Origin of the sequence: Agilicoccus flavus (genome assembly GCF_014857905.1) — a bacterium.
Classification (GTDB): domain Bacteria; phylum Actinomycetota; class Actinomycetes; order Actinomycetales; family Dermatophilaceae; genus Agilicoccus; species Agilicoccus flavus.
The window spans coordinates 530,508-554,865 of sequence record NZ_JACYXE010000001.1; the positions used below are offsets into that span (position 1 = coordinate 530,508).

Annotated in this window: 17 protein-coding genes; 7 read left to right on the forward strand and 10 right to left on the reverse strand. The window is 74.2% G+C overall.

Annotated elements, in window-relative coordinates:
* Window positions 1-53: 53 nt before the first annotated feature.
* Window positions 54-1,751, reverse strand: coding sequence for a hypothetical protein (locus ICW24_RS02410; protein ID WP_226344104.1), 1,698 nt, complete (start codon window positions 1,749-1,751; stop codon window positions 54-56).
* 577 nt (window positions 1,752-2,328) lie between these two features.
* On the reverse strand, window positions 2,329-2,835 hold the full coding sequence (locus ICW24_RS02415) for a DnaJ family domain-containing protein (protein ID WP_226344105.1): 507 nt from the start codon (window positions 2,833-2,835) through the stop codon (window positions 2,329-2,331).
* Window positions 2,836-3,320: 485 nt separating this feature from the next.
* Between ICW24_RS02415 and ICW24_RS02420 the strand changes: the two genes are divergently transcribed.
* Window positions 3,321-4,520, forward strand: a complete 1,200-nt coding sequence (locus ICW24_RS02420; protein ID WP_226344106.1) for an MFS transporter — start codon at window positions 3,321-3,323, stop codon at window positions 4,518-4,520.
* A gap of 107 nt (window positions 4,521-4,627) precedes the next feature.
* Here the strand turns inward: ICW24_RS02420 and ICW24_RS02425 are convergent, their stop codons facing one another.
* The 4 genes from ICW24_RS02425 to ICW24_RS02440 form a co-directional block, all read right to left on the reverse strand.
* Window positions 4,628-5,311 carry a PIN domain-containing protein gene (locus ICW24_RS02425; protein WP_226344107.1) on the reverse strand — a complete coding sequence of 228 codons (684 nt, stop codon included), beginning with the start codon at window positions 5,309-5,311 and terminating at the stop codon, window positions 4,628-4,630.
* 257 nt (window positions 5,312-5,568) lie between these two features.
* Window positions 5,569-6,291, reverse strand: coding sequence for a VIT1/CCC1 transporter family protein (locus ICW24_RS02430; RefSeq protein WP_226344108.1), 723 nt, complete (start codon window positions 6,289-6,291; stop codon window positions 5,569-5,571).
* Window positions 6,292-6,387: 96 nt separating this feature from the next.
* Entirely contained in the window at window positions 6,388-7,377 is a 990-nt protein-coding gene (locus ICW24_RS02435) for an SUMF1/EgtB/PvdO family nonheme iron enzyme (RefSeq protein ID WP_226344109.1), read from the reverse strand.
* On the reverse strand, window positions 7,374-9,755 hold the full coding sequence (locus ICW24_RS02440) for an arylsulfatase (protein WP_226344110.1): 2,382 nt from the start codon (window positions 9,753-9,755) through the stop codon (window positions 7,374-7,376). Before ICW24_RS02440 ends, ICW24_RS02435 begins: the two co-directional genes overlap by 4 nt.
* 300 nt (window positions 9,756-10,055) lie before the next feature.
* Here ICW24_RS02440 and ICW24_RS02445 point away from each other — a divergent pair, with 300 nt between their 5' ends.
* Complete coding sequence (locus ICW24_RS02445) at window positions 10,056-10,973, forward strand: SDR family oxidoreductase (RefSeq protein ID WP_226344111.1); 918 nt, start codon at window positions 10,056-10,058, stop codon at window positions 10,971-10,973.
* A 106-nt stretch (window positions 10,974-11,079) separates the two neighbouring features.
* On the opposite strand, the gene ICW24_RS02450 is transcribed toward ICW24_RS02445, so the two are convergent.
* Complete coding sequence (locus ICW24_RS02450; protein ID WP_226344112.1) at window positions 11,080-12,255, reverse strand: aminotransferase; 1,176 nt, start codon at window positions 12,253-12,255, stop codon at window positions 11,080-11,082.
* Window positions 12,256-12,396: 141 nt separating this feature from the next.
* Here ICW24_RS02450 and ICW24_RS02455 point away from each other — a divergent pair, with 141 nt between their 5' ends.
* Window positions 12,397-13,470, forward strand: a complete 1,074-nt coding sequence (locus ICW24_RS02455; protein ID WP_226344113.1) for an alpha/beta hydrolase — start codon at window positions 12,397-12,399, stop codon at window positions 13,468-13,470.
* An 81-nt stretch (window positions 13,471-13,551) separates the two neighbouring features.
* On the opposite strand, the gene ICW24_RS02460 is transcribed toward ICW24_RS02455, so the two are convergent.
* Together ICW24_RS02460 and ICW24_RS02465 are read right to left on the reverse strand one after the other, a co-directional pair.
* The gene (locus tag ICW24_RS02460; protein WP_226344114.1) at window positions 13,552-14,919 is read right to left on the reverse strand and encodes an FAD-dependent oxidoreductase; all 1,368 of its coding nucleotides are present in this window, start codon (window positions 14,917-14,919) and stop codon (window positions 13,552-13,554) included.
* Between the two features lie 228 nt (window positions 14,920-15,147).
* Window positions 15,148-16,653, reverse strand: coding sequence for a fatty acyl-CoA synthetase (locus tag ICW24_RS02465; protein ID WP_226344115.1), 1,506 nt, complete (start codon window positions 16,651-16,653; stop codon window positions 15,148-15,150).
* Between the two features lie 226 nt (window positions 16,654-16,879).
* On the opposite strand from ICW24_RS02465, the gene ICW24_RS02470 reads away from it, so the two are divergent.
* The 4 genes from ICW24_RS02470 (at window position 16,880) to ICW24_RS19545 (ending at window position 22,621) form a co-directional block, all read left to right on the forward strand.
* The gene (locus tag ICW24_RS02470; RefSeq protein ID WP_226344116.1) at window positions 16,880-18,331 is read left to right on the forward strand and encodes an amino acid permease; all 1,452 of its coding nucleotides are present in this window, start codon (window positions 16,880-16,882) and stop codon (window positions 18,329-18,331) included.
* An 83-nt stretch (window positions 18,332-18,414) separates the two neighbouring features.
* Complete coding sequence (locus ICW24_RS02475) at window positions 18,415-20,607, forward strand: hypothetical protein (RefSeq protein ID WP_226344117.1); 2,193 nt, start codon at window positions 18,415-18,417, stop codon at window positions 20,605-20,607.
* Between the two features lie 12 nt (window positions 20,608-20,619).
* On the forward strand, window positions 20,620-21,576 hold the full coding sequence (locus ICW24_RS02480; RefSeq protein WP_226344118.1) for a TIGR03885 family FMN-dependent LLM class oxidoreductase: 957 nt from the start codon (window positions 20,620-20,622) through the stop codon (window positions 21,574-21,576).
* A 121-nt stretch (window positions 21,577-21,697) separates the two neighbouring features.
* Window positions 21,698-22,621, forward strand: coding sequence for an AEC family transporter (locus ICW24_RS19545; protein ID WP_226344119.1), 924 nt, complete (start codon window positions 21,698-21,700; stop codon window positions 22,619-22,621).
* A gap of 64 nt (window positions 22,622-22,685) precedes the next feature.
* On the opposite strand, the gene zwf is transcribed toward ICW24_RS19545, so the two are convergent.
* Window positions 22,686-24,191 (reverse strand): glucose-6-phosphate dehydrogenase, encoded by a 1,506-nt coding sequence (zwf, locus tag ICW24_RS02490; RefSeq protein ID WP_264176140.1) that lies wholly within the window; start codon window positions 24,189-24,191, stop codon window positions 22,686-22,688.
* Between the last annotated feature and the right edge of the window lie 167 nt (window positions 24,192-24,358).

The window sequence follows — 24,358 nt, forward strand, 5'->3', positions numbered from 1 at the left end:
CGTGATCCTCGGACGGCCGCCCCCGCAGGACGTCGGCCCGTCCGTGCAGGCTCTCACGCAGGAGGGCGGGGCGGGGCATCGCGGATGTCGTCGAGCCGCAGGGCCGCCCGCAGCGCGTCGACGTTCCTCGGCAACGCCCCGGACCCGGCGGGCGGCTCGACGCGGGGCGTCGTCTCGGGCAGGGCGGGGTCATCCCACCCGCCGGCCGCGGCGGAGGGCACACCGGCGGGGACGGGATCGGCGGTCCGCGGCGTCCACCAGTAGCTGAGGTGGGCGAGCGGGAAATGGCGCCGCCAGCTCGCCCAGCCACCCCGACCCGGGACGCGCACGCCCAGGTCGGCGACGCCGGGGCCCATGTGCGCGGCGACCGGGCCGGCCACGAAGTCGCCGCGCAGCACCGACCTGGCCGGGATGTAGAGGTTGGTCCACCGCGTCGGGCCGAAGGGCGCGGCGGTGTGCCCGACGCGGAGTTCCACCGACCCGTCGCCGGACCCGCCGGACCCGCCGCTGCTGCCGCCGCCGCCGCCGCCGCGACGGTAGCGGCGTGTGTAGAAGCGCGAGTCCTCCAGTTCGTCGCGCAGGGGCGGGCAGCGGGGGAACTCCTTGAGCGCCTGCTGGTCGGCGAGGGTGAGGCCGCGGCGGCCTCCGAAGAGCTCGTCGGGCTCGTCGAGCAACGACGCCGCGAACGTCAACGGCGAGCCGATCGAGACGAAGTCCGAGACGAGCCACGGTACCCCGTCGCGGCGGGCGGCCTGCCACAGCGCGAACTGCGCGGTCTGGAAGCGAGCGACCTCCGCGGGCACGGTGAGGGTCGGCTCGGGAGCGGGCGGCGGCACCGGGGCGGCGGAGGCGGGACCCGACCCGGGGCGCGAACCGGACCCGCCCGACGACCGGGTCCCGGGCCGCAGGAACGCGCGCCGCGCCGGCGGCTGACCCGAGGGGTCGATGGCGTCGGCGGCGGCGTCGAAGACGTCGATGTGGCCCTGGTCCCCGGAGACGGCGGGGTCGGGGTGGCGCATCTCGTCCCACAGGCACCGCAGCAGGTCGTAGGCGATGACCGAGCCGAGCGAGTGCCCGACGAGGACGACCCGCACGTACCGGTCGTCGGCGTGCAGCCGCCGCAGGAGGGTCAGGCCCTCGTCGCGGATGCGCTGGCGCGACTCGATGTTCGCGGGCCGCGGGGTGAGGTAGCGGACGGCGTCGGAGAGCACGCTCCGCAGGAAGTAGCCGAAGAACAGGTGCAGCGCCCCCGTGAGCAGCCCGATCCACACCTGCCACCGCTCGAAGACGCCGAGCAGGCCCGCAGGGCCCGAGTCGAGCACGGCGGCGAGGCATCCCCAGACGAGCAGCGCGACGGCGGTGACGGCGAGCACCTGGACGGCGACGACGAGCCGCGCAACGGGGGCGGGGGCGGTCCACCAGTCGCGCCGCGCGAGCAGGCGCACGGTCCACGACAGCGACGTCCGCACGTCGGAGTTCGGCGCGAGGTGCGCCCAGTACAGCTCGTAGAAGTCGGTGTACGCGCGCCGTCCGGCGGCGGGCGGCTCGGAGAGGCGGCGCAGCTCGTCGAGGCCGCTGACCCGGTCGGGGGAGCTGAACAACCGGCGCAGGCCGATGCCGTGGGTGAAGGAGCGCAGCGACCGCATCGGCTCCTGGTTGCCGACCCCGTGCACGAGGACGACGGCCTGCCGCGGCTCGCCCGTCCCGGGGGGCCGGCGGTCGTTCGGGTCGGGGGTCGCGTCGTCCGTCACGGGCCAATCCTGGCCCACGGCACCGACACGGCCGCCGCGACGGGCCCTCCCGGCCCGCAGCTCGGGCCGGACGGGTCGGGCCGGTCGCACCAGCGAGCGGGGCACGCCCACGGACCCACGACCTCGGCCGGGTCGCCGACGCTCCCCGCACGTGAACCGACACCGGCGCAGCTCAGAGGGTTTCCGACGGTGAGCCGGTCGGAGACCGCCGCTCCCCCGTCGACCCGCGGCGCCGACCTCGCCGCCCGGCCCACATGGTGTGCGCCGACCCTCGGGACCGTCCCGGGCGGGTCGGGTCGGACAGGTCGAGTCGACCGCGCAGAGGGCGGGCCCGCAGACCGACGAACCATTTCGGCCGGGTCGATCGCCATCTCAGGGACGCTGATTCACGAACGTGCAGGTCAGCGGGTCACGTCGGAACGGGCCGGCGGATCGACCCGGCCGAGATGGTTCTTCGACCGTCGGTCGCCCCCGGGACGAGCGGCATCCGGCCCCAGCGCAACCGCCGGAGGCGGCTCGCGGCCGGGGGACGCATCACACGCGCCGCGGCCGGGCGAGTGCCCGCACCACGACGGGATCAGGCCGCGCCGTCCTCGCGGGGGCGGCGCAGGGCCGACCACCAGCGCGACCACCAGGGGCGGGGCGGGGCCGGAGGGTCCGCGGGCGGCGCCGCGGCGGCGAGCTCCGCGGCGCGCGCCGCGCGCAGTTCGCGCCAGCGGGCGACCGTCTCCTCGACGTCGAGACGCGGGGCGACGGCGGGCATCGCCCGCCCGACCACCGGGCGCAGCCGCTCGGCGACGACGCGGGCGTTGTAGTCCCGGATGACCGCGCGCACCCCGTCCTCGCTGCCGAGGTCCAGCAGCGCCTCCGGGTAGGTCGCCGCCTCCCGCCGCAGGGCGAGCACGGGCGGCAGGGCGTCGGCCGTGTCGAGGCCCTCGCGCGCCATCTTGCGCTTGGCCCACCAGTCGGGGTCGTCGGGGTCACCCAGGTCGAGCGGCTTGCCGGTGCCGGGGAGACCGTCGAACTCCCCGCGCTCCATCGCCTCGCGGATCTGCTTCTCCACCCAGGACTCGTGGTACGTCACCGCACCAGTGTCGCGCCGCCGCGGGCGCCACGGCGGGGCGGGGCGGGGCGGGCGTCGCCGCGGCGGAGTCGGCGGCAGGGCGGGCGCCGCTGCCGCGGGCGCGACGGCAGCGCGACGGGGCGGGCTGTACCGCCGTGGACGCGACAGCAGCGCGACGGGGCGGGCTGTACCGCGGTGGACGCGACGGCAGCGCGACGGGGCGGGCTGTACCGCGGTGGACGCGACAGCAGCGCGACGGGGCGGGCTGTACCGCGGTGGACGCGACAGCAGCGCGACGGGGCGGGCTGTACCGCGGTGGACGCGACAGCAGCGCGACGGGGCGGGCTGTACCGCGGCGGGCGCGACGGCAGGACGACGGCGGACGTCGTGGCGGCGGGCTCGACCGGAGTGTCGCGGCACCGGGCGCTCACCCACCGTCACCGCGGGCGGACGCGCACGGCGGGCCGGCCGGTTCGCGTCGGCGACGCCGGTCCTAGGGTGGCGGGGTGGCACGGACGAGATCGCGCACCCGCCGAGCGCTGCCGTGGACGGCGGTGGCGGTGCTCGCGGTGGCCGCCCTGCTCCGCGCGCCGATCACGAGCGTGCCCCCCGCCCTGCCGTCGCTGCGGGCGGACCTCCACCTGGGCCCGGCGCTCGCGGGCGCGACGACGTCGCTGCCGCTCATGTGCTTCGGGATCTTCGCGTTCACGGCGCCGTTCGTCGTCCGTCGGCTGGGCCTCGAACGCACGATGCTGGCGCTGCTCGTGCCCATGACCCTCGGCATCGCCGTGCGCAGCACGGGCGGCGCCGCCCTCTTCTTCGTCGGCACCGTCCTTGTCGGCGTCGGCATCGCGGTGGGCAACGTGCTCGTCCCCTCGTTCATCCGCTACCGGTTCCCCGCCCAGGTCGCGCTCCTCATGGGCCTGTACACCGCGGTGCTGCAACTCAGCGGCGCCGCCGGGTCGGCGCTCACGGCGCCCCTGGAGGTCGACCTCGGCTGGGGCTGGGCGCCGGCCCTGCTCGTCTGGGCGGTGCCCGCCGCCGCCGTGCTCGCCTGGTGGGCGGTGCTCGTGCACCGCGCACCGCCCCGGCAGACCGGCACGCTCACCCCGCCGAGCGGGTTCGCCACGGTCGCCCGCGCGCCCCTGACCTGGCTCATCACGGCCTTCATGGGCCTGCAGTCGCTCGTGTTCTACAGCATCGCCACGTGGCTGCCCGACCAGCTCATGGCCCAGGGATGGTCGGCGTCGGTCGCGGGTGTGGTCCTCGGACTGCTCAGCCTCCTCGGCCTGCCCGGCGCGTTCCTCGCCCCGCACCACGCGACGTCCGGGCACGCGCCGGCGTGGATCGCCGGCGTGTTCGGGGCGCAGATCGTCGGGGTGCTCTGCCTCCAGCTCGGGCCCGCCCCGGCCGTGGTGGGGGCGCTCGTCTGCGGCGTCGCGCAGGGCGGCGCGTTCTCGACGGCCCTGACGTTCATCGCCGACCAGCCCCGCTCCGCCGACGTCCCCGCCCTCTCGGCGATCGCCCAGGGCACGGGCTACGTGCTCGCCGCCGCCGGCCCCGTGGTCGTCGGCGCGATCTACGGGGCCGCCGGCACGTGGGTGACCCCGAACCTCGCCCTCGTCGGCGTCCTCGTCGTGCTCATCGCCCTCGGGTCGGTCGTCGGGCCGACGCTGCGCCGCGCCAAGGCCGCCGCCGGCCGGTAGGGCCGGCACCCAGCAGCCTGACCGGATCGCGCTCAGCGTGTAGACGGGCCCGTTGGCCAATGTAGCCGCGCCAGGTCCGTCTCGACACCGACCCCAACCCGCCGCCGCTACGTGTATGCCTTGAGGTCACGCGACGCAGTAAAGACCGTTCGGTCGAGGTTCGTGTTCCAGATGCGACGGGGAGCGCCGGGCCGAAGGCTACCGCCTCCGCGAGGTCGCCCCCCGGGAACGCGCAGGTGCCACGTGACGGTCTCGATCTTGGCTACCGACGGGTCGCTCCCTCGCATGTCGAACACCTCGTCGAGCACCGGGACGAGATCACTGTCCCGCGAGGCCAGGACGACGAGCTCCACATCGTCGGCGCGCGCCTCCCGTACGCAGGCCAGCGCGCACAGTACGTCGATGCCCTTCTCTCGCCCGCGCCCTATCGGGATCGTCTTGCCGTTCACGGTACGCACGGGGGAGCCGGACGTGTCGCGCTGCAGGTCGTACTTGAGATCGCGGAGAACGACGTGCGCACCTGCTCGCTGCCACTCCTGAGCCTGCGCCTGGCAGCGGGCGTTTTGCTCTGAATCGTGGTCGACGTGCGAAAGCCCCCGATAGGTGAGGACCCGTCCGAGGGTCGCGGGCTCGAACCCGGGGCGCTGCCCCGCGTTGCGCGCCCTCAGGGCGGCTTGGGCGAACCGTATGGGATGGATCAGAGCGTGGTGGGCATCCTGGGACGGACAGAAGACGTCTCGAGCGGTGAGGTGGACGTTCTGGTAGTCCAGGACGAACGTGGTCCGCAGCATGATGGGCTCCCGTAGAACGAAAAGCCCCACCAATCCAGCCGAGGCCGGACGGTGGGGAGCAATTACGAAACTCTAGTCCCGTGACGGGACAGCGTCAAACACCAGAGGGGCCCGTTGTACGCATCTCCGGGGCAGGCGCAAGAGCGTCGATGTCGAGGCGCCCCCGACCCCGGTGCACCTTAGCTCCGGGGCCTGAGTAGGAAAACCAGGCCAACCCCGGCCCAAGTCGGAGATCCCGGCGCCGGTGACGGAGCGCGCTACCCGATCGTCGTCCCGAGCGCGCACCCGATGCCGTAGGTGAGGGCGAGGCCCGCGGCGCCGCCGATGGTGACCCGCAGCGCCGCCCGAGCGCCCGAGCCGCCGCCGACGCGCGCCCCGAGCCAGCCCGTGAGCGCGAGCGCGAGCAGGACGACGGCGGAGGTCACCGGCACGCGCCACGCCGTCGGCGCGAGGAGGATCGCCAGCACGGGAAGCAGCCCGCCGAGGAGGAACGACGCCGCCGACGAGACCGCGGCGACGACGGGACTGACCACCTCGTCGGGGTCGAGGCCGAGTTCGGCGTCGAGGTGCGCGCGCAACGCGTCCCGTTCGGTCAGCTCGGCGGCCACCGTCGCCGCCGTCTGCGGCGAGAGGCCCTTGGCCTCGTACAGCGCCGCCAGCTCGGCGAGCTCCTCCCGCGGCCAGCGCGCGAGCTCGTCGGCCTCCTTCGCGACGAGGTGGCGCTCCCCGTCGCGTTGGCTGCTCACCGACACGTACTCCCCGAGCGACATCGACACGGCCCCGGCCACGAGCCCCGCCACCCCGGCGATGACGACGGGCTGATGCTCCGTCGTGGCACCGGCGACCCCGACGACGATCCCCGCCATCGACACGATGCCGTCGTTCGCCCCCAGCACCGCCGCCCGCAGGGCGTTGAGCCGCGCCGAGATCGCCCCGGCGTGGGGTTCCCACCTGTCGTGCGTCACCGTCGTCCCGGCCATGACATCCCACCTCCGCCACGACCGTAACCGCAGGTCAGGGCTCCTGTCATTGAAGGTGAAGCTGTCCTACCCGGCGCGCTCGCCCGGCTCCGGAGGTCACCGGGCGAGCCGGAACCCCAGGTGACCGGCGGTCGAGTCCGGCGTCAGCCACTGCCGGGCGGCGCAGCGGTAGCGGCGGCAGTAGGAGGCGTGGCACAGGTACGAGCCGCCCTTGGACACGCGGGCGCGGGGGCCCCGGGCTCCGCCGGCAGAGCCGGTCGAGTCGGTCGTGGCGGGGGCACCGGGATAGACGGCGTCGGCGCACCACTCCCAGACGTTGCCGGTCGCGCAGTACAGCCCGAACCCGTTGGGCGGGTACGACGCCGCGGGGCACGTCCCGCTCCAGCCGTCGTCGGCGGTGTCCCGGTCGGGAAACGAGCCCTGCCAGACGTTCATCCGGTGCTCCCCACCCGGGGTGAGCTCGTCGCCCCACGGGAAGCGGGCCCGCTCCAGGCCCCCGCGCGCGGCCTTCTCCCACTCCGCCTCGCTCGGCAACCGGGCGCCGGCCCACGCCGCGTACGCGACCGCGTCGTCCCACGACACGTGGACGACGGGGTGGTCGGCGAGGTCCTCGACGTCGGAACCCGGCCCGCGTGGCGTCGCCCACGTCGCGCCCGGCACGCGGCACCACCACGGCGCGCCCGCCACCCGCTCCCACTCCCGGCCGGGCGGCAGGAACGCCTCGACGACGAACGACCACCCCTCCCGCTGTGCGGTGCTCACGTGCCCGGTCGCCGCTGTGAAGGCGGCGAAGTCGGCGTTGGTCACCGTCGTCGTCGCGACGTCGAACGCCGCCACGTCGACCGTGCGGACCGGGCCCTCCCCGTCGGCGGGGTCGGCCCACGGGTCGTCCGAGCCCATGGCGAAGGCGCCGGCGGGGATCGGCGCCCAGGCGGGCGCGGGGGCGTCGGCGGCCGCGCGCGCCACCGGAGCGGTCGGGGTCGCGACGGGTCGGTCGCGGTCACCGACCTGACCGGCGTGACCGGGCGGGCCGAGCGGGGGCCGGGCGTCGGGGCGCGGGCCGCGGCCGGGGGCGCAGCAGCTCACTCGTGGGCCAGCTTCCGCTGGAGCTCCTGGGCGTCGGTGAGCTCGACGGCATCGTCGGCGAGCAGGACGCGCACCTGGTCGAGGCGGCCGGTGAACGCGTTGCGCAGCGGCACGTAGTCGGGGCTGACGGACGTCCCGCGGTCGACGCCGACGTTGAAGGTCTCGTCGAAGGAGAAGTAGAACGGCGTGCTCACCTCGATGCGGCCCCGCCCGACGACGGCGCCGTCGACCTCGAGCGCGAGGTCGGCGCCGCCGCCGGGCTCGCCGCCGTCGTAGTCGAAACGGAGCGCGAGGGTGCGCTCCCCGGCGCACACGGGCTCCGCCGACCGGACGATCGTCAGGTCGCGGCCGAAGAGGTTGTAGACGTAGCAGAGTCGCCCGTCGTGGAGGTAGAGCGACCACCCGCCGAAGGCGCCGCCCTGCGCGACGAGGACGCCGGAGTCGCTCGTCGGCGGGCCCGGGTCGGCCCCGTCAGACTCCGCCCCGTCAGACTCCGCGACCTTCGCTCCGGACACCGGCGCGTTCACGGCACCGTAGGGGCCGGCGGCCGGGGCGAGGCAGGGTCCGACGAGCAGGTCGGCCCCGTCCGGGCCCGCCAGCCCGACCCGGGCCTCGATCCGGTGCGACCGGTTCTTGACGTTGGGCGCGATCTCCTCGGTGAGACGGCCGTCGCCCGGTCCGTAGGCGAACTCGGTGACCCCGGTGCGCGGGTCGGGGCGCGGCGCGAGGTCGGGGTTCTCGCGCTCGGTCACCCGGTCGTCGAGCGGGAACACCTGGTGCCGCGCGGCCTCGGCGGCGAACACCTGCTGCAGGGCGGCGAGCCGTTCCGGCTCCTGCGCCGCCAGGTCGCGCGCTTGGCTCCAGTCGGTGGTCGTGTCGTAGAGCTCCCACACGTCGTCGTCGAAGGGGCGGGGCTCCTCCGCCATCTTCCAGGGGATGCCGTGGCGGGTGACCGCGGTCCAGCCGTCGGCGTACACGCCGCGGTTGCCGACCATCTCGAAGTACTGCGTCGTCCGGGTGTCGGGCGCGTCGGGGTCGGCGAAGGCGTACGCCATCGACGTGCCCTCGACCGGCTGCTGCGGCACGCCGTCGTGCTCGGCGGGCGGGGCGACGCCGGCGGCCTCGAGGATCGTCGGCATGACGTCGATGACGTGGTGCCACTGGTGGCGCACGGACCCGCCGTCGGTGACGCCGGCCGGCCAGCGCACGATCGCGCCGTCGCGATTGCCGCCGTGGTGGGACGCGATCTGCTTGGTCCACTGGTACGGCGTGTTCATCGCGAGCGCCCAGCCGGCCGGGTAGAGCCCGTACGTCGAGGGGGACCCGATCTCGTCGAGGCGGGCGGCCATCTCCGCGACGTCGTCGGCGCCCCCGTGACCCACGAGGTGCTCGCGGACCGTGCCCTCCAGGCCGCCCTCCCCCGACGCGCCGTTGTCGCCCAGCAGGTAGAGGACGAGGGTGTCCTCGGCGACCCCGAGCTCGTCGAGGGTGCCGATCAGGCGCCCCACCTGCGCGTCGGTGTGCTCGGCGAACCCCGCGTAGGTCTCCATGAATCGCGCGGCGACGGCCCGGGCGTCGGCGTCGAGGTCGTCCCAGCGCGGCACCTCCTCCGGCCACGGCGACAGCACCGTCTCGGGCGGGACGACCCCGAGCTCCTTCTGCCGCGCCAGGGTCGTGGCCCGCACGTCGTCCCAGCCGCGGTCGAACTCGCCGCGGTAGCGCTCGATCCATTCCGGTGCGACGTGGAACGGCGCGTGGGTCGCGCCGAACGCGACGTAGGCGAAGAAGGGGGCCTCGCCGGCGCCCACCTGCTCGCGGATCCACGCGTCGGCGTGGTCGACGAGGTCCTCGGTGAGGTGGTAGCCCTCAGCCGGGGTGCGTGCGGGTTCGACGGGGGTGACGTCGTCGTAGAGCTGCGGGTACCAGTGGTTCATCTCGGCGCCCATGAACCCGTAGAACCGGTCGAACCCCTCGCCGCGCGGCCAGTACGTGTACGGCCCGTACGGCCCCAGGTCGGCGGGCGGCGTCTGGTGCCACTTGCCGAACGCGGCCGTCGCGTAGCCGGCGCCGGAGAGCACCTGGGCCAGGGTCGCGGCCGAGGGCGGGCGGCGCCCCGTGTACCCCGGCCGGTCGGAGGTCATCTCCGTCGTGACCCCCATGCCGACCGAGTGGTGGTTGCGGCCGGAGAGCAGGGCCGCGCGCGTCGGCGAGCACAGCGACGTCACGTGGAAGCGCGTGAACCGCAAGCCCTCGTCGGCCAGGCGGTCGGCGACCGGCATCCGGCACGGGCCGCCGTACGGGGACGAGGCGCCGAAACCCATGTCGTCGACGAGGATCAACAGCACGTGGGGGCGACGGGGCGACGGAGAGGAGGGCACGAACGCGATGGTGGGTCCGGGCGCTCGCGCAGGTCAAACTCCGCGCCTCGCGGGGCGCCACGGCACCCCTTGCGACGTGATCGCGCCCCGTCCGCCCGGCGCCCCCGTCCACACCCCGTCCACATTCCGGTCGGCGAGACGATCGGGGCGGCACGCGTGCGCAAGGCCCCACGTGTGACGGCCCCCGCCCCGCGGGTAGCAACAGGACGAGTCACTTGCGCGGTCGACGGCGGATACGCCTCGGCCGCAGGGGCGTTCGACCACTGTCGCGTCCCGGCCCCATCCGATGGAGGAGACCCCATGTCGCAGGACGCCGACCGCACGACGACCGACCAGCTCGAGCTGCAGGACCCGGTCACCCGTTACCCGAAGATCTCCCCGCCCGCTGAGGCGCTGCCCGGCACCGGGCTCGACGTGGAGATGACCCCGAAGGCCGACCTCGGCGAGCACTCCTACCGCGGCACCGGCCGGCTGACGGGCCGGAAGGCGCTCGTCACCGGCGGCGACTCCGGCATCGGTGCCGCCACCGCCATCGCCTTCGCCCGCGAGGGCGCCGACGTCGTCATCACCTACCTGCCGCAGGAGGAGAAGGACGCCGCCCACGTGGCCGAGATCATCCGCGCCGAGGGCCGCACCGTCGAGACGATCCCCGGCGACCTGCGCGACAAGGCGTTCACGGCCGACCTCGTCGAGCGGACGGTCAAGGCCCTCGGCGGGCTCGACATCCTCGTCAACAACGGCGGCAAGCAGGTCGCCACCGACGGGCTCGCGTCGATCACCGACGAGCAGCTCGAGGCGACCTACGACGTCAACATCCTCGCGATGTTCCGCCTGACGCGGGCCGCGCTGCCGCACCTGAAGGCGGGCGCGACGATCATCAACACGACGTCGATCCAGGCCTACCAGCCGGCGCCGAAGCTCCTCGACTACGCGTCGACGAAGGCCGCGATCAACAACTTCACCAAGGGCCTCGCGGAGGAGCTCGCACCGCAGGGCATCCGCGTCAACGCCGTGGCCCCGGGCCCGATCTGGACCCCGCTGCAGCCCTCCGGCGGCCAGAAGCCGGAGGACCTGCCGGAGTTCGGGCAGTCCACCGGGCTCGGCCGCGCCGGCCAGCCCACCGAGCTGGCCCCCGCCTACGTCTTCCTCGCCTCCCCCGAGTCGAGCTACGTCGTCGGCGAGACGCTGCACGTCAACGGCGGCATGCCGACGCCCTGACCCGGCACCGCGCCCACGGGCCGGTGATGCTCCCCACGCGGGAGTGTCACCGGCCCGTTCGCGGGCGGGGCCGGGCGGGCCGGTGCAGGTCGCGGACGGGGTCGCTTCAGGAACCGGCGCCCAGGCGCGCGAACGTCTCCGCGAGGCCGGCGGCGGCCGTGGCGCCGAGGTTGCCGACGCTGACGCGGAACGCGCCGGGGTCGCGCGGGCCGAAGGCGGTGCCGGGCAGGACGAGGACGTCGTGGTCGGCCACGAGCACGCGCGCGACCTCCCGCGTCGAGGAGTCCGGGAACGGGTGGGCGACCCATGCGAAGAACGCGCCCGTCGAGAGCAGCTCGAAGCCTCCCGGGCGGGCGGTCATCGCCGCCGCGAACCCCTCCCGCCGGGCCGTCGTCTCGGCCGCCCGCTCCGCGCGCCAGGCCCCGGCGCGGGTCAGACCCGCCCACGCGGCCTCCTGCCCGATGCGGGGCGCGCACACCGCGACGCAGTCCATGACCTTCGTGACCTCCCGGATCACGCGCGGGGAGGCGACCACCGCGCCCACCCGGTACCCGGACAGCGCGAGGTCCTTGCTGAACGAGTGCAGGCCGATCAGCGTGTCGCCCCAGTCGGGGTCGTCGTACAGGTCGTGCGCCGGCGCGGTCGTGCCGCGGAACGAGCGGTAGGTCTCGTCGAGGATCAGGGCGATGCCGGTTCGCCGGGCGAGGGCGGCGAAGGCGGCGATCCGCTCCGGCGGCAGGGTGGCGCCCGTGGGGTTGCCGGGGCTGACGAGGAGGATGGCGCGCGTGCGCCCCGTGAGCAGCGCCTGGGCGTCCTCGACCCGAGGCAGCAGGTCGGGGCCGCCCTCGAGGTACACGGGCCGGACGCCGCGCTGGCGCAGCCACATGTCGTGGTTGAAGTAGTAGGGCAGCGGGACGACGACCTCGTCTCCGGCGGTGCACAGCGTGTCGACCGCGAGCGCGAACGCCTGGTTGCAGCCCGCGCTGATCAGGACGTTCCCCGGCCGGACCGCGTCGGCGCCGCCCGAGCCGCCGGCGTCGCGCGAGAGCTCGGCCGCGAACGCCTCCCGCAGGTGCGTCAGACCGGGGATGGGGGTGTAGCCGGCGCCGTCCGCGGCGCGCACCACGGCCGCCACGTGCTCGAGCACCTCGGGCGCCGGCGGGTACGGCGGCGCGGCCTGGGCGACGTCGAGCACGCTCGACCGGTCACGCCCGCCGAGCAGCTCCAACGCCTGTCCGATCGGCGAGTCGACGCAGTCGGCGACGTCGGGGGCGATGCGCACGATGGCGTCCTCTCTCGCGGTGTCCGCGCAGCCTACGACGCGGGGGCGTGGTGCGACCGCGGCCCGTAGCCTGGTGGTGAGGGGCCCGGGGGGCCGGCCCCCGTCGAGACAGGGACGAGGTCGGACGAAACCATGGGGACGATGATCACGACACGACGGCCGATCCGCCGTCGGACCGGACGACCGGCGCGAGGAGCGCTGCCGGCGGTCGTCCTCGCGGCGGCGCTGGTCGGGGGCCTGGCCGGGTGCGGGACGGACGCCCCGCCCGCCCCGGGCCCGGCGGCGGCGAGCACGGGAGCCGGGACGACGTCGGCGCCCGCCCCCTCCACCGCGGGCCGGTCGAACCCGGCCGCGGCGCCCGCACAGATCGTGCCGGAGCGCACCGACGTCGCCTACGTGGACGACGGCACCACCGAGCACCGCCTCGACCTCTTCGTGCCGGCCGACCGGGGCCCGGGGCCGTTTCCCGTCGTCGTCTGGGTGCACGGGGGCGGGTGGAAGGGCGGCGACAAGAGCGACATCGGGCTCGAGGACATCCAGATGTCGCAGACGAAGAAGCTGCTGCTGGACCGCGGCTACGCCGTCGCCGCCCCGAACTACCGGCTCATCCCGAACACGCGCTTCCCCGAGCCGATGCAGGACGTGGCCGCCGCGGTGCGCCACCTGCGGGCCCACGCGGGCGAGTACGGGCTCGACGCCGGCCGGTTCGCGCTCATGGGCGACTCCGCCGGGGCCCACCTCGCGGCGATGACCGCGCTCACGCCCGGCCGCGCCGACCTGCAGGGCACCCTCGGCACGACGGGGGTCGACGCCTCGGTCAAGGCGTTCGTCGGCTTCTACGGGCTGTACGACCTGCGGACGCGCACCGAGGACCAGAAGAACGTCTGCGGCGGCGGCAAGCCCGGGGCGGAGTCGTCGCACGGCCGGCTCATCGGCGCCGACCCCGACTCCCCCGAGGGCGAGAAGGTCGCGGCCACCGCGAGCCCCGTCACCTACGTCGGCCCAGCGACGCCGCCCGTCCTCCTTTTCTCGGGCAAGGAGGACTGCACGGCGCCCTACCCGCAGGCGGAGGGGTTCAAGGCCGCCCTCGACCGGGCCGGCGTCGCGAACGAACTGACGCTCATCGACAAGCCGCACGCCGACCCGCAGTTCTTCGCCGACCCCGCGCTCCAGGAGCAGCTGGTGCGCTTCCTCGACGCCCACGTCAAGCGCTGAGGACACACCTACGCCTGAGGACACGCGAACGCCCCGGCCGCGTGGGCCGGGGCGTTCGCGCGGACCGGTGAGGGCCGGCGCTCAGCGCTGGGTGGTCGGCACCTGCTCGCGCAGGCGGCCGTGGTGGACCATGTCCTCGCGCGGCACGACCTTGACCCGCTGCCGGCCCACGGCCTCGCCGAGGGCGATCTCGTGGGCGTCGAGGCGCTCCCACTCCTCCCACAGCGTCGCGTCGACGCCGCTGGAGAGCAGGTGCTCGAGCAGCGCGTCGGGGTCGGCGACCTCCGGGGCGGGGAGGCGCTCGGCGTCCTCGAGGAGGCTGCGGATCGTCTCGGACGCGTCCGACTTCGTGTGGCCGATGAGACCGACGGGCCCGCGCTTGATCCACCCGGTGACGTACGTCCCGGGCAGCGCGGCACCGTGCTCGTCGAGCACGCGGCCGGCCTCGTGCGGGACGACGCCCGCGACGTCGTCGAACGGCAGCCCCCGCAGCGGGGACGAGTGGTACCCGACGGCGCGGTAGACGGCCTGGACGTCCCAGTCGAACGTCTCGCCGGTCCCGTGGACGGTGCCGTCGCCGTTGAACGCCGTGCGCTCGGTGCGCAGCCCGGTGACGCGGTCCTGCCCGAGCACGGCCACCGGGGCCTGGCACATGTGCAGGTGGATGCGGTGCGGGGCGCCGGTCGGCTCCGCGTCGAGGTACTTCAGCAGGGTGTCGACGACGAGCTTGGTCGACTTGCTCGCGTTGATCGCGGCCTGGCCGGCGTCGTCGATCTCGAAGCCCTCGGGCTCGACGAGGACGTCGATGTTCGGGGAGTGCGCGAGCTCGCGGAACTCCATCGGCGTGAACTTCAGCTGCGCCGGGCCGCGGCGGGCGAAGACGTGGACGTCGGTGGCCTCGTTGGCGAGCAGGCCCCGGTAGACGTTGTCGGGGATCTCGGTGGTCAGCTGCTCGTCGGCGGGCTTGGCGAGCATCCGGGCGACGTCGAGGGCGACGTTGCCGGCGCCGAGCACGGCGACGCTCTTCGCCGTCAGCGGCCAGTCGCGCGGCACGTCGGGGTGCCCGTCGTACCAGGACACGAAGTCGGCGGCGCCGTGGCTGCCGGGCAGCTCGATCCCGGGGATCGTCAGAGGCTTGTCCGCCGAGGCGCCCGTCGAGAAGATGACCGCGTCGTAGTGGCGGCGCAGGGTCTCCAGGTCGAGGTCGGTGCCGTAGTCGACGTTGCCGATGAACCGGATGCGGTCCCCGGAGAGCACCCGGCGCAGCGCCTTGATGATCTCCTTGATGCGCGGGTGGTCGGGCGCGACGCCGTAGCGCACCAGGCCGTACGGCGCGGGGAGGCGGTCGTACAGGTCGACCCGGGCGTTCTCGTTCTCCTTCGTGAGGATGTCGGAGGCGTAGATCCCCGCGGGACCCGCGCCGATGACGGCGACGCGAAGCTGGCGCATGTTCCTTCTCTCGCACGTTGTGGGCACTGGCGAGGCCACCCCGATGTGGTCCCTTCCGCCGGCGGGCGCTCCGGGCAGGGCCGGGCGACGAACCGCGAACGACGGCGTCGACGTTCGGCTCGAGCGCCGAGACACGACGTGTAAGGCATGCCTTACGACGGCGACAACAGAGCCCGATCCGCGTTCATTCCCGGCCCGGGGCGCCGGGCGCCCCGATCGCGGCTGAGCTCAGTCCCGCAGCTCGCGCTTGAGGATCTTGCCCGAGGCGTTGCGGGGCAACTCATCGACGAACACGATCGACTTGGGCACCTTGAACCCGGCGAGGCGGCTGCGCGCGTGCGCCCGCAGCTCGTCCTGGCCGACCTCCGCGCCCGACCGCAGGACGACGCACGCCCGGATCGCCTCGATCCACGTCTCGTCCGGGACCCCGATGCACGCCACCTCGGCGACGGCCTCGTGCGTGTACAGCGCGTCCTCGATCTCGCGGGAGGCGACGAGCACGCCGCCGGTGTTGATGACGTCCTTCACCCGGTCCACGACGGTGAGGTAGCCCTCCTCGTCCATCGTCACGAGGTCGCCGGAGTGGAACCAGCCGCCCTCGAACGCCGCGGCCGTCTCGTCCGGCTTGTCCCAGTAGCCCTCGCACAGCTGGGGACTGCGGTACCAGACCTCGCCGAGCTCCCCCGGGGCGACGTCCTCGCCGGCGGCGTCGACGACCCGCACCTCCACGAAGAGCACCGGGCGCCCCGCCGACGCCGGCCGTTCCGCGTGCTCCTCCGGCCGCAGGACCGTCGCGAGCGGGGCGATCTCGGACTGGCCGAAGGCGTTGTAGAACCCGAGGTCGGGGCACGCCCCGCGCAGGCGCTCCAGGATCGGGCCCGGCATGATCGACGCGCCGTAGTAGGCCCGGCGCAGCCCCGACAGGTCGGCGTCGGCGAAGCCGGGGTGGTTCGCGATCGCCACCCACAGCGTCGGCGCGGCGAAGAACGACCGGTGCCCGTCGCGGGCCAGGCGCTCGAGGATCTCGGTCGGATCCGGCTTCTCGAGGATCGTGTTCGTCGCGCCCACGGCCAGCGCCGGCAGGAGGAACACGTGCATCTGCGCCGAGTGGTAGAGGGGCATGACGTGCAGCGGCGCGTCGTCCGGCGCGAGGTCGAGGGCCACGAGGCACGAGATGTACTCGTGGACGAGGGCCCGGTGGGTCATCATCGCGCCCTTGGGGGCGGACGTGGTGCCGGAGGTGTAGAGGAGTTGCACGAGGTCGGCGTCGTCGACCTGCGCCGTCAGCTCCGGTACCTCCCCGGAGCGCGCCGCCTCGAGCAGGCTGCCGGCCTCGTCGCGCAGGGGCACGACGATCTCCGGCGACTCGACGTCGCGCAGGGAGGCGCGCAGACCCGGGTCGAGCAGCAGGGCGCGCGCCCCCGACTGGGCCAGCAGGTAGTCGAGCTCGGGCCCGATGAGGTTGTAGTTCAGCGGCACGTGCACGAGACCCGCCCGGGCGCACGCGAGGAACCCGAGCAGGTAGGCGTCCGAGTTGTGCCCCAGCGCGGCCACGCGATCGCCCCGGGTCAGGCCCAGGCCGAGCAAGTGCGCCGCCGCCCGGGTCGTCGCCTCGTCCAGCTCGCGGTAGGTCCACTCGCGGTCCGAGAACCGGACGGCGACCCGGTCGCCGAAGGCGCGCGCACTGCGGCGGACGACGTCGGCGACGGTGCTGCTGCGCAGGGGGGAGGTCATCGGGCGCTCCTTCGGGCCGGGACGATGCCCGGACCCTACCGCCGGGGCGCGCCGGCGGCCCGGCGGGATCAGCGACCCGGGTGAGCGGACAGATCGGTCGCCCCTCGTCGGGCCGGGCCACATCCCTTCTCGCGCACACGGTCTGGGCGCCGTCCGCGCCGCTAGGGTGACCGCCATCCCGCGTGACACGTTCGTGCCCGCGGCACCGCACGGACGGAGACCGGTCGTGTCACTCGATCCGCGGCGGCCCTTCGACCCCGACGACCCGGCCACCGGACCGCTCCCGGTCTACACGGATCCCGGCGACGAGGGCTACCACCAGACGCTGTCCAACCTGCAGATCCAGATGATCGCCATCGGAGGGGCGATCGGCGTCGGCCTGTTCCTCGGCATCGGGACCCGGCTGGCGACGGCGGGGCCCGGCCTCATCGTCAGCTACCTCGTCGTCAGCGTCGTGATCTATCTGCTCATGCGGGCCCTGGGCGAGCTCGTCCTCTACCGGCCGACGACGGGCGCCTTCGTCTCCTACGCCCGCGAGTTCGTCTCCGACCGGCTGGCCTTCATGACGGGGTGGATCTACGTCGCCCTGGCCGCCCTGGCCGGGATCGCGGAGATCGCCGCGCTCGCCGTGTACGTCCAGTACTGGGTGCCCCAGGTGCCGGGCTGGATCCCCTCGCTCGTCGCGGCCCTCACGATCGTCGGCTGCAACCTGCTCAGCGTGCGCGTGTTCGGGCACATCGAGTTCTGGGCCTCGGCCATCAAGGTCACGGCCATCATCCTGTTCCTCCTCGCGGGAGTCGGGATCGTCGTGGCCACCGACGTGTTCGGGGCCGGCGGCCAGGCGAGCGTCGCCAACCTGTGGCGCAACGGAGGCTTCCTCCCCCACGGGGGGATCGCCCTCGTCATCGTCCTGTCCGGGGTCGTCTTCTCGTTCTCGGCCGTCGAGATCGTCGGCGTCTCCGCGGGCGAGGCCAAGGACCCCGCCAAGGCCATGCCGACCGCGATCAACTCCGTCGTCGTCCGCATCGCGCTGTTCTACATCGGCAGCATCGCCGTGCTCGCCATGCTGTTGCCCACCGACGCGTACTCCGGCGCCGAGTCCCCGTTCGTCACGGCCCTCGCCTCGCTGCACGTGCCCGGCCTCGCCGGGGTGATGAACTTCGTCGTGCTCTCGGCGGCGATCTCGGGGGTCAACGCCACGCTGTACGCCGCGGTGCGACTGCTGCGCAACCTCGCCGCCCACGGTCAGGCGCCCAGGGCGACGGTGTGGGTCTCGCGCCGAGGCGTCCCGGCCGGGGGGTTGCTCACCGTCGGGTGCGTCTACCTCATCGGGATCGGGCTCATCTACGTCGCGGGCGCGAGCCACGCGTTCGAGGTCGTCCTCAGCGCCTGCGCCGTGTTCATCCTCTTCGGCTGGATCTCGATCTTCCTGTCCCACCTCGGCTACCGCCGCGCCCTCGCCGCGGGCCGGGTGGTGGCGTCGTCGTTCCGGATGCCGGGCTCCCCCGCGACCGACTACGTCTGCCTCGTCTTCCTCGTCGCCGTGGCGCTCTACATGATGTTCGACATGCGCAACCCGACCTGGTGGCACTCGCTCGTCGCCGGGGTGCTCATCGTGGGCGCCACGAACCTCGGCTACGAGGTCACCCGGCGCCGGGCCCGGTCCGCGCGACCCTGAGCGCCCGCGGGAGGGGCCGGCCCGGCCCGCCGCCTCGGATCGTCAGGGCTCGCACCGGGCCCCGCGCGGCCGATGGGAGGGGCGTGTCGACCCCTTCGATCCCCCGCCGGGCCTTCCTGTCCGCGTCGCTGCTCGGGGGCGGGATCCTGAGCGCCGGGATGGCCGGGTGCACGCCCGGCGCCGCGCCGGCCACCGGCGGCGCGGCCGCCGACGAGCCCTCCTGGCGCCCGCGACCCGTGACCCGCGGCGCGCTGTCCTGCCTCGCGACGCAGGACGGGACGACGCTGCGGCTGCACACCGCCGGCGGGGACGCGACGTTCTGGGCGGGGGTCAACCTCGGCAGCACGACCCCCGGTCACTCCCCGGGCGAGCTGGCGATCACCGCCGAGGACTACCGGCGCTGGTTCGCGATGATGCGCAGCGACGGGGTCCGGGTCGTCCGGATCTACACGATCCACCCGCCGCACATGTACGCCGAGCTGCGGACCCACAACGAGGCCCACCCCGACGACCCTCTCTACCTCGTGCAGGGGATCTACCTGCCCGACGAGTCCTACCTGGAGCACCAGGACCTGTTCGCCGACGCCCCGACGCGGGCGATGGTGCAGGAGATCCGGGACGCGAGCGCGGCCGTCCACGGCACGCTGCGGCGCGCCCCGCGGCGGGGCCGCGCGAGCGGGGCGTGGACGGCCGACGTGTCGCCGTGGGTGGCGGCGTGGATCGTCGGCGTCGAGTGGGACCCGGTGGCGACCGCGGCCTCCGACGCCCGCAACGCCGCCCGGCCCGCCCACCGCGGCACGTACTTCTCGTCGGCCCCGGACGCGTCGCCGACCGAGCGGTGGGTGGCCGCCCGGATGGACGAGCTCGCCGGCCACGAGGCGCGGCACGGCCTCTCGGTGCCGATCGCGCTCGTCAACTGGCCCACGACCGACCCCCTGTCCCACCCCGACGAGCCCCTCGACCGCGAGGACCTCGTCGGCGTCGACGCGAACCACGTGCGCGCGCACACCGCCTGGCCGGGCGGCACGTTCGCGAGCTATCACGCCTACCCCTACTACCCCGACTTCCAGCGCCTCCAGCCCTCGTACGTGCGCCCGGCCGCCGGCGGCGGGAGCGCCGATCCCTACCTCGCCTACGTGCGCGACCTCGTCCGGCACCACGCCGGGATGCCGCTCATGGTCACCGAGTTCGGCGTGCCGTCCTCGCTCGGGTCGGCGCACGTCGGCACGAACGGACGCGACCAGGGGAACCACACGGAGACCGAGGCGATGTCGACGGACGCGGCCATGCTGGCGTCCTTCGCCGAGCTGGGGCTGGCCGGCGGCCTGCTCTTCGCGTGGACCGACGAGTGGTTCAAGTTCACGTGGAACACGCTGCCGCGGCACGCCGTCGCCGATCCCGAGCGCCGCGCGCTGTGGCACGACGTGCTCACCAACGAGCAGTTCTTCGGCCTGCTCGCCCACGACCCGGCGCGCGTCGGCGAGCGGACCGTGCACGAGGCCGACGCCGGGTTCACCCGGATCGTCCTCGACCACGACGCGTCCTGGGTCCACCTGCGCCTCGACCACCTCGGCGAGCTGCCCGCGCCCGTCGTGCTCGGGTTCGACGTCGTGCCCGGGGGCCGGGCCGTGCCGGGGCTGGGCGCCGACCCCCGCTTCGACGTGCTCGTGCGCGTCGACCCGGCGGCCGGGACCGCGGCGGCGCTCGTCCGCTCCGAGCTCGACCCGCTCCGCCTCGACGGCCTGCCCCCGGCGGCGCTGCCCCGACCCGACGCCGACGGGTGGGCGCTCCAGCGCCTCACCCTCAACCGGCCCTACCCCGCGCGGGGCGCGGCGCCCGCGCGCGGGGCCGAGCTGCTCGAGGTCGGGAACCTCGTGCGGGCCGACGACGCCGGGGCCCTCACCGGTCGCACCGGCGACACCCTCGCCACGTGGGCGCTCGCCCCGCCCGCGGCCGACGGCCTCGCCCGCCTGACGCTGCGCCTGCCGTGGGGGCTCCTCGGACTCGGCGACCCGTCCTCCCGCGTCGCCGTGGTCCCGGTCGGCGGCCGGCCCACCCCCGTCGCCGTGGACCGGATCGGCGTCGCCGTCGCCGGGGCCGGCGGGACGGGCGGAGGCGGCGCGCCCGTCGCGTTCGACGTGCGCTGGGAGGCGTGGAACCGGGCGAGCTTCACCGAGCGCCGCAAGGCCGGGGCCGACGCGTTCGCGACCGCCCTGCGGGACACCGCGACCCGCGGGAGGGCCCCGCGTGGGGACGCGGGCGGTCCCACGTCCTGAGAGCATGGCCGGATGCGCATCGGATTCCACGCCTCGCACGAGCAGATCTCGCCCCGCCAATTGCTCGCCGACGTCCAGCACGCCGAACGGGTCGGCTACGACATGGCCATGTGTTCGGACCACTTCTCCCCGTGGAGCGCCCGACAGGGGCACTCTGGCTACGCGTGGTCCTGGCTGGGGGCCGCGCTCGCGACGACGGACCTCGAGTTCGGCTGCGTCTGCGCGCCCGGGCAGCGCTACCACCCGGCGATCGTCGCGCAGAAGATCGCGTCCCTCGGCCAGATGTTCCCCGGCCGGTTCTGGACGGCGCTCGGCAGCGGCGAGGCCTCGAACGAGCACATCACCGGCGACCGGTGGCCCGACAAGGAGACGCGCACGCGGCGGCTCGAGGAGTGCGTCGACGTCATCCGCCGCATGCTCGACGGCGAGGAGGTCACCCACGACGGCCTCGTCCGCGTCGACCGCGCCCGGCTTTGGGACCTGCCGCAGGAGCGGCCGCGGCTCGTCGCGCCGGTCGTGTCGGTCGAGTCGGCGACCCGCGTCGCGGCCTGGGCCGACGCCCTCATCACCATCAACCAGCCGGTCGAGAAGCTGCGCGACATCATCGACGCCTACCGCGCCGCCGACGGTCGCGGGCCGATCTCGCTGCAGGTCCACCTCTCGTGGGCGCCGGCCGCCGACGAGGCCGAGGCCATCGCCTGGGACCAGTGGCGCAGCAACGTCTTCGCCCCGCCGGTGTGCTGGGACACCGAGACCCACGAGGGGTTCGACACGATGGCCGAACACGTGACCATGGACTCGGTCCACCAGTCCGTCGTCGTGTCGCACGACCTGAGCGAGCACCGCGACCGCCTCGCCGAGTTCGGCGGCCTCGGCTTCGACGACATCTACCTGCACCACGTGGGCCAGGAGCAGACCGCCTACCTCGACGCGTTCTCCGAGCAGGTGCTGCCCGCCCTGCGCGGCTGAGAGCGGGACCGCACGACCCGGTCCCCCTCCGCGGGGGTCCGGGCCGCCCGCCCGGCGCCGCGGCCCCTGCGGGACAATCGGGTGACGGGCGGACGACGAGCACACCGAGCGGGGGCCAGGCGTGGGGCAGGTCTTCGACGGCTTCATCACCGTGGGGGCCGTCATCGCCCTCGGCGCGCTCCTCGCGCACGTGCGGCTCGTCGACGAGAAGGCCCAGTCCGTCCTGCTCACGCTGTCGTTCTTCGTGGCCAGCCCGGCGCTCATGCTCCTGACGATCGGCGAGGCCGACGTGCACCAGGTGCTCTCGCCCAACCTCGTCGCGTCCGCGGCCGGCGTGCTCATCCCCGGGGCGATCTACCTCGCGCTGGCCCGGTGGCGCTGGCACCGCGACGCGGGCGAGGCGACGATCGGGGCGCTGTCGTGCACGTACGTCAACGCCGGCAACCTCGGCATCCCCATCGCCGCGTACGTGCTCGGGGACGCCGCCCTCGTCGCCCCCACGCTGCTCATGCAGCTCCTCGTCATGCAGCCGCTGGCCATGACGGTCCTCGACCGGCACACCCGCGGGCCCGGGCAGGGCGTGGGGCGCATGATCCTCGCGGCCCTGTCGAACCCGCTGACCGTCGGCAGCCTCCTCGGCCTCGTCCTCGCCCTGACGGGCGTGACCCTCCCGACGGCGATCCGCGCCCCCGTCGACCTCGTGGGCCACTTCGCCGTGCCGGCGATGCTCATCGCCTACGGCATCGCGCTGCGCCTCGGGCCGGGGCTGGGCGCGGGGGGCTCCCGGGCGGAGCTCGTGACGACGACCATGCTCAAGCTGTTCCTCCAGCCGCTGACGGCCTACGCCGTGGCCCGCTTCGGCCTCGGCGTGGAGGGCCTGCCGCTGCTCGCCATCGTCGTCACCTCGGCCCTGCCCACGGCCCAGAACATCTTCGTCCACGCGTCGCGCTACGGGCGGTCGACGACCCTCGCGCGCGACACGATCCTCCTGACGACGGCGGGGTCGGTGCCCGTCATCCTCGCCGCGACGGCCCTGCTCGGTTAGAAGCAAGGCCGCCCGATCGGCGGGCGGCGGGCGGGCCGACGGGATCGGTGCGCAGTCTCCTGGGTCAGGAGCGCCGGACCCGCCACGCCCGCTCGAACGGCAGACGCCACGCGTGCGGGGCGATGAGCTGGTGGATCGCGTTCGGGCCCCAGCTACCGGGCGAGTACGGCTTGACCGCGGGCGGGTCCTCGAGCAGCGGCATCGACCGCGCCCAGAGGCTCTCGATGCCGTCGGCCGTCGTGAACAGGGTGCGGTCGCCGCGCATCGCGTCCATGAGAAGACGCTCGTACGCCTCGAGGACGTCGGTGGCGTACTCCGTCTCGGAGGTGGAGAACTGCATCGACAGCTTCTCCAGGCGCATGCCGGGGCCGGGGCGCTTGCCGTAGAAGCTCAGCGACACCTTCGACTCGTCGGCGAGATCGAACGTGAGGTGGTCGGGGCCCATCGAGTCGACGCCGGAACCGGCGGGGAACATCGACTTCGGCGCCTCCTTGAAGGCGATGGAGATGATGCGCTGACCCTCGGCCATCATCTTCCCGGTGCGCAGGTAGAACGGGATGCCCGCCCAGCGCCAGTTGTCGATCCGCGCCCGCAGGGCGATGAACGTCTCGGTGTCGGAGTCACGCGCGACTCCCGGCTGGTCGCGGTAGCCCTGGTACTGCCCGCGGATGACGTCGCTCGGCCGGATGGGCAGCAGCGAGCGGAACACCTTGTCCTTCTCGTCGCTGATCGAGCGCGGCTCGAGGGCGGTCGGCGGCTCCATCGCGACGAACGCCATGACCTGGAAGAGGTGCGTGACGACCATGTCTCGGTAGGCGCCGGTGGGCTCGTAGAACGCGGCGCGCTGGTCGAGGCCCAACGCCTCGGGCACGTCGATCTGGACGTGGTCGATGAAGTTGCGGTTCCAGATGGGCTCGAACAGCCCGTTCGCGAAGCGGAACGCGAGGATGTTCTGCGCCGCCTCCTTGCCGAGGAAGTGGTCGATGCGGAAGATCTGCGACTCGTCGAACGTGCGGTGCAGGTCGGCGTTGAGGCGCACGGCGCTCTCGATGTCGGTGCCGAACGGCTTCTCCATGACGACACGCGAGTTGTCGACGAGGCCGGCCTCCTTGACCGTCGTGATGACGGCGGTGGCGGCCTTCGGGGGGACGCTGAGGTAGTGCAGGATCCGCGACGAGCTGCCGAGGCTCTCCTGAGCCTTGTGCACGGCGTCCGCGAGCGCCCCCGGCCCCTCGCTCTGCGAGACGAACTGGAGGCGGGGCTTGAAGCTCTCCCACTCGGCGTCGGTGAGCTTGTGCGCGCCGAAGTCGGCGATCGACTTCCGCGCGAACTCGCGGAACGCGTCGTCGTCGTACTCGTCGAGCGACGTGCCGATGACGTGGATGTCGGGCGTCAGCGACGACACCGACAGGTGCGCCAGCGCCGGGAGCAGCTTGCGCCGCGACAGGTCGCCCGTCGCTCCGAAGAGCACGACGACGTGCGGGTCCACGTGCTCGCCCTCGCGACGGGCGGCGCGGGAGGCGGAGGGGTCGGGGTAGGCGATCGTCTGGGCGCGGCGGAGCGCCTCCATGGTGACGTCGTCGGTCGAGTTCTCGTCCACGGGACAGCATTCTCCCAGGTGGAGCGTCGATTTCCCACCCTCCTCCCAGGGCCCGTCCGAGCGGTCTGCCCCCTTGGACGGGCCTGATGTCGACAACAGTGCCGTCGGAACGGCCCACATCTCCCTTGACGTGCCGC

What these genes read in the sequence shown, in the direction of transcription:
- ICW24_RS02460 (WP_226344114.1), bottom strand. Translation starts at nt 14,919, where the DNA reads ATGCGCCAGCTTCGCGTCGCCGTCATCGGCGCGGGTCCCGCGGGGATC.
- zwf (WP_264176140.1), bottom strand. Translation starts at nt 24,191, where the DNA reads ATGGAGGCGCTCCGCCGCGCCCAGACGATCGCCTACCCCGACCCCTCC.
- ICW24_RS02430 (WP_226344108.1), bottom strand. Translation starts at nt 6,291, where the DNA reads ATGGCCGGGACGACGGTGACGCACGACAGGTGGGAACCCCACGCCGGG.
- ICW24_RS02480 (WP_226344118.1), top strand. Translation starts at nt 20,620, where the DNA reads ATGCGCATCGGATTCCACGCCTCGCACGAGCAGATCTCGCCCCGCCAA.
- ICW24_RS02455 (WP_226344113.1), top strand. Translation starts at nt 12,397, where the DNA reads ATGATCACGACACGACGGCCGATCCGCCGTCGGACCGGACGACCGGCG.
- ICW24_RS02445 (WP_226344111.1), top strand. Translation starts at nt 10,056, where the DNA reads ATGTCGCAGGACGCCGACCGCACGACGACCGACCAGCTCGAGCTGCAG.
- ICW24_RS02425 (WP_226344107.1), bottom strand. Translation starts at nt 5,311, where the DNA reads ATGCTGCGGACCACGTTCGTCCTGGACTACCAGAACGTCCACCTCACC.
- ICW24_RS02465 (WP_226344115.1), bottom strand. Translation starts at nt 16,653, where the DNA reads ATGACCTCCCCCCTGCGCAGCAGCACCGTCGCCGACGTCGTCCGCCGC.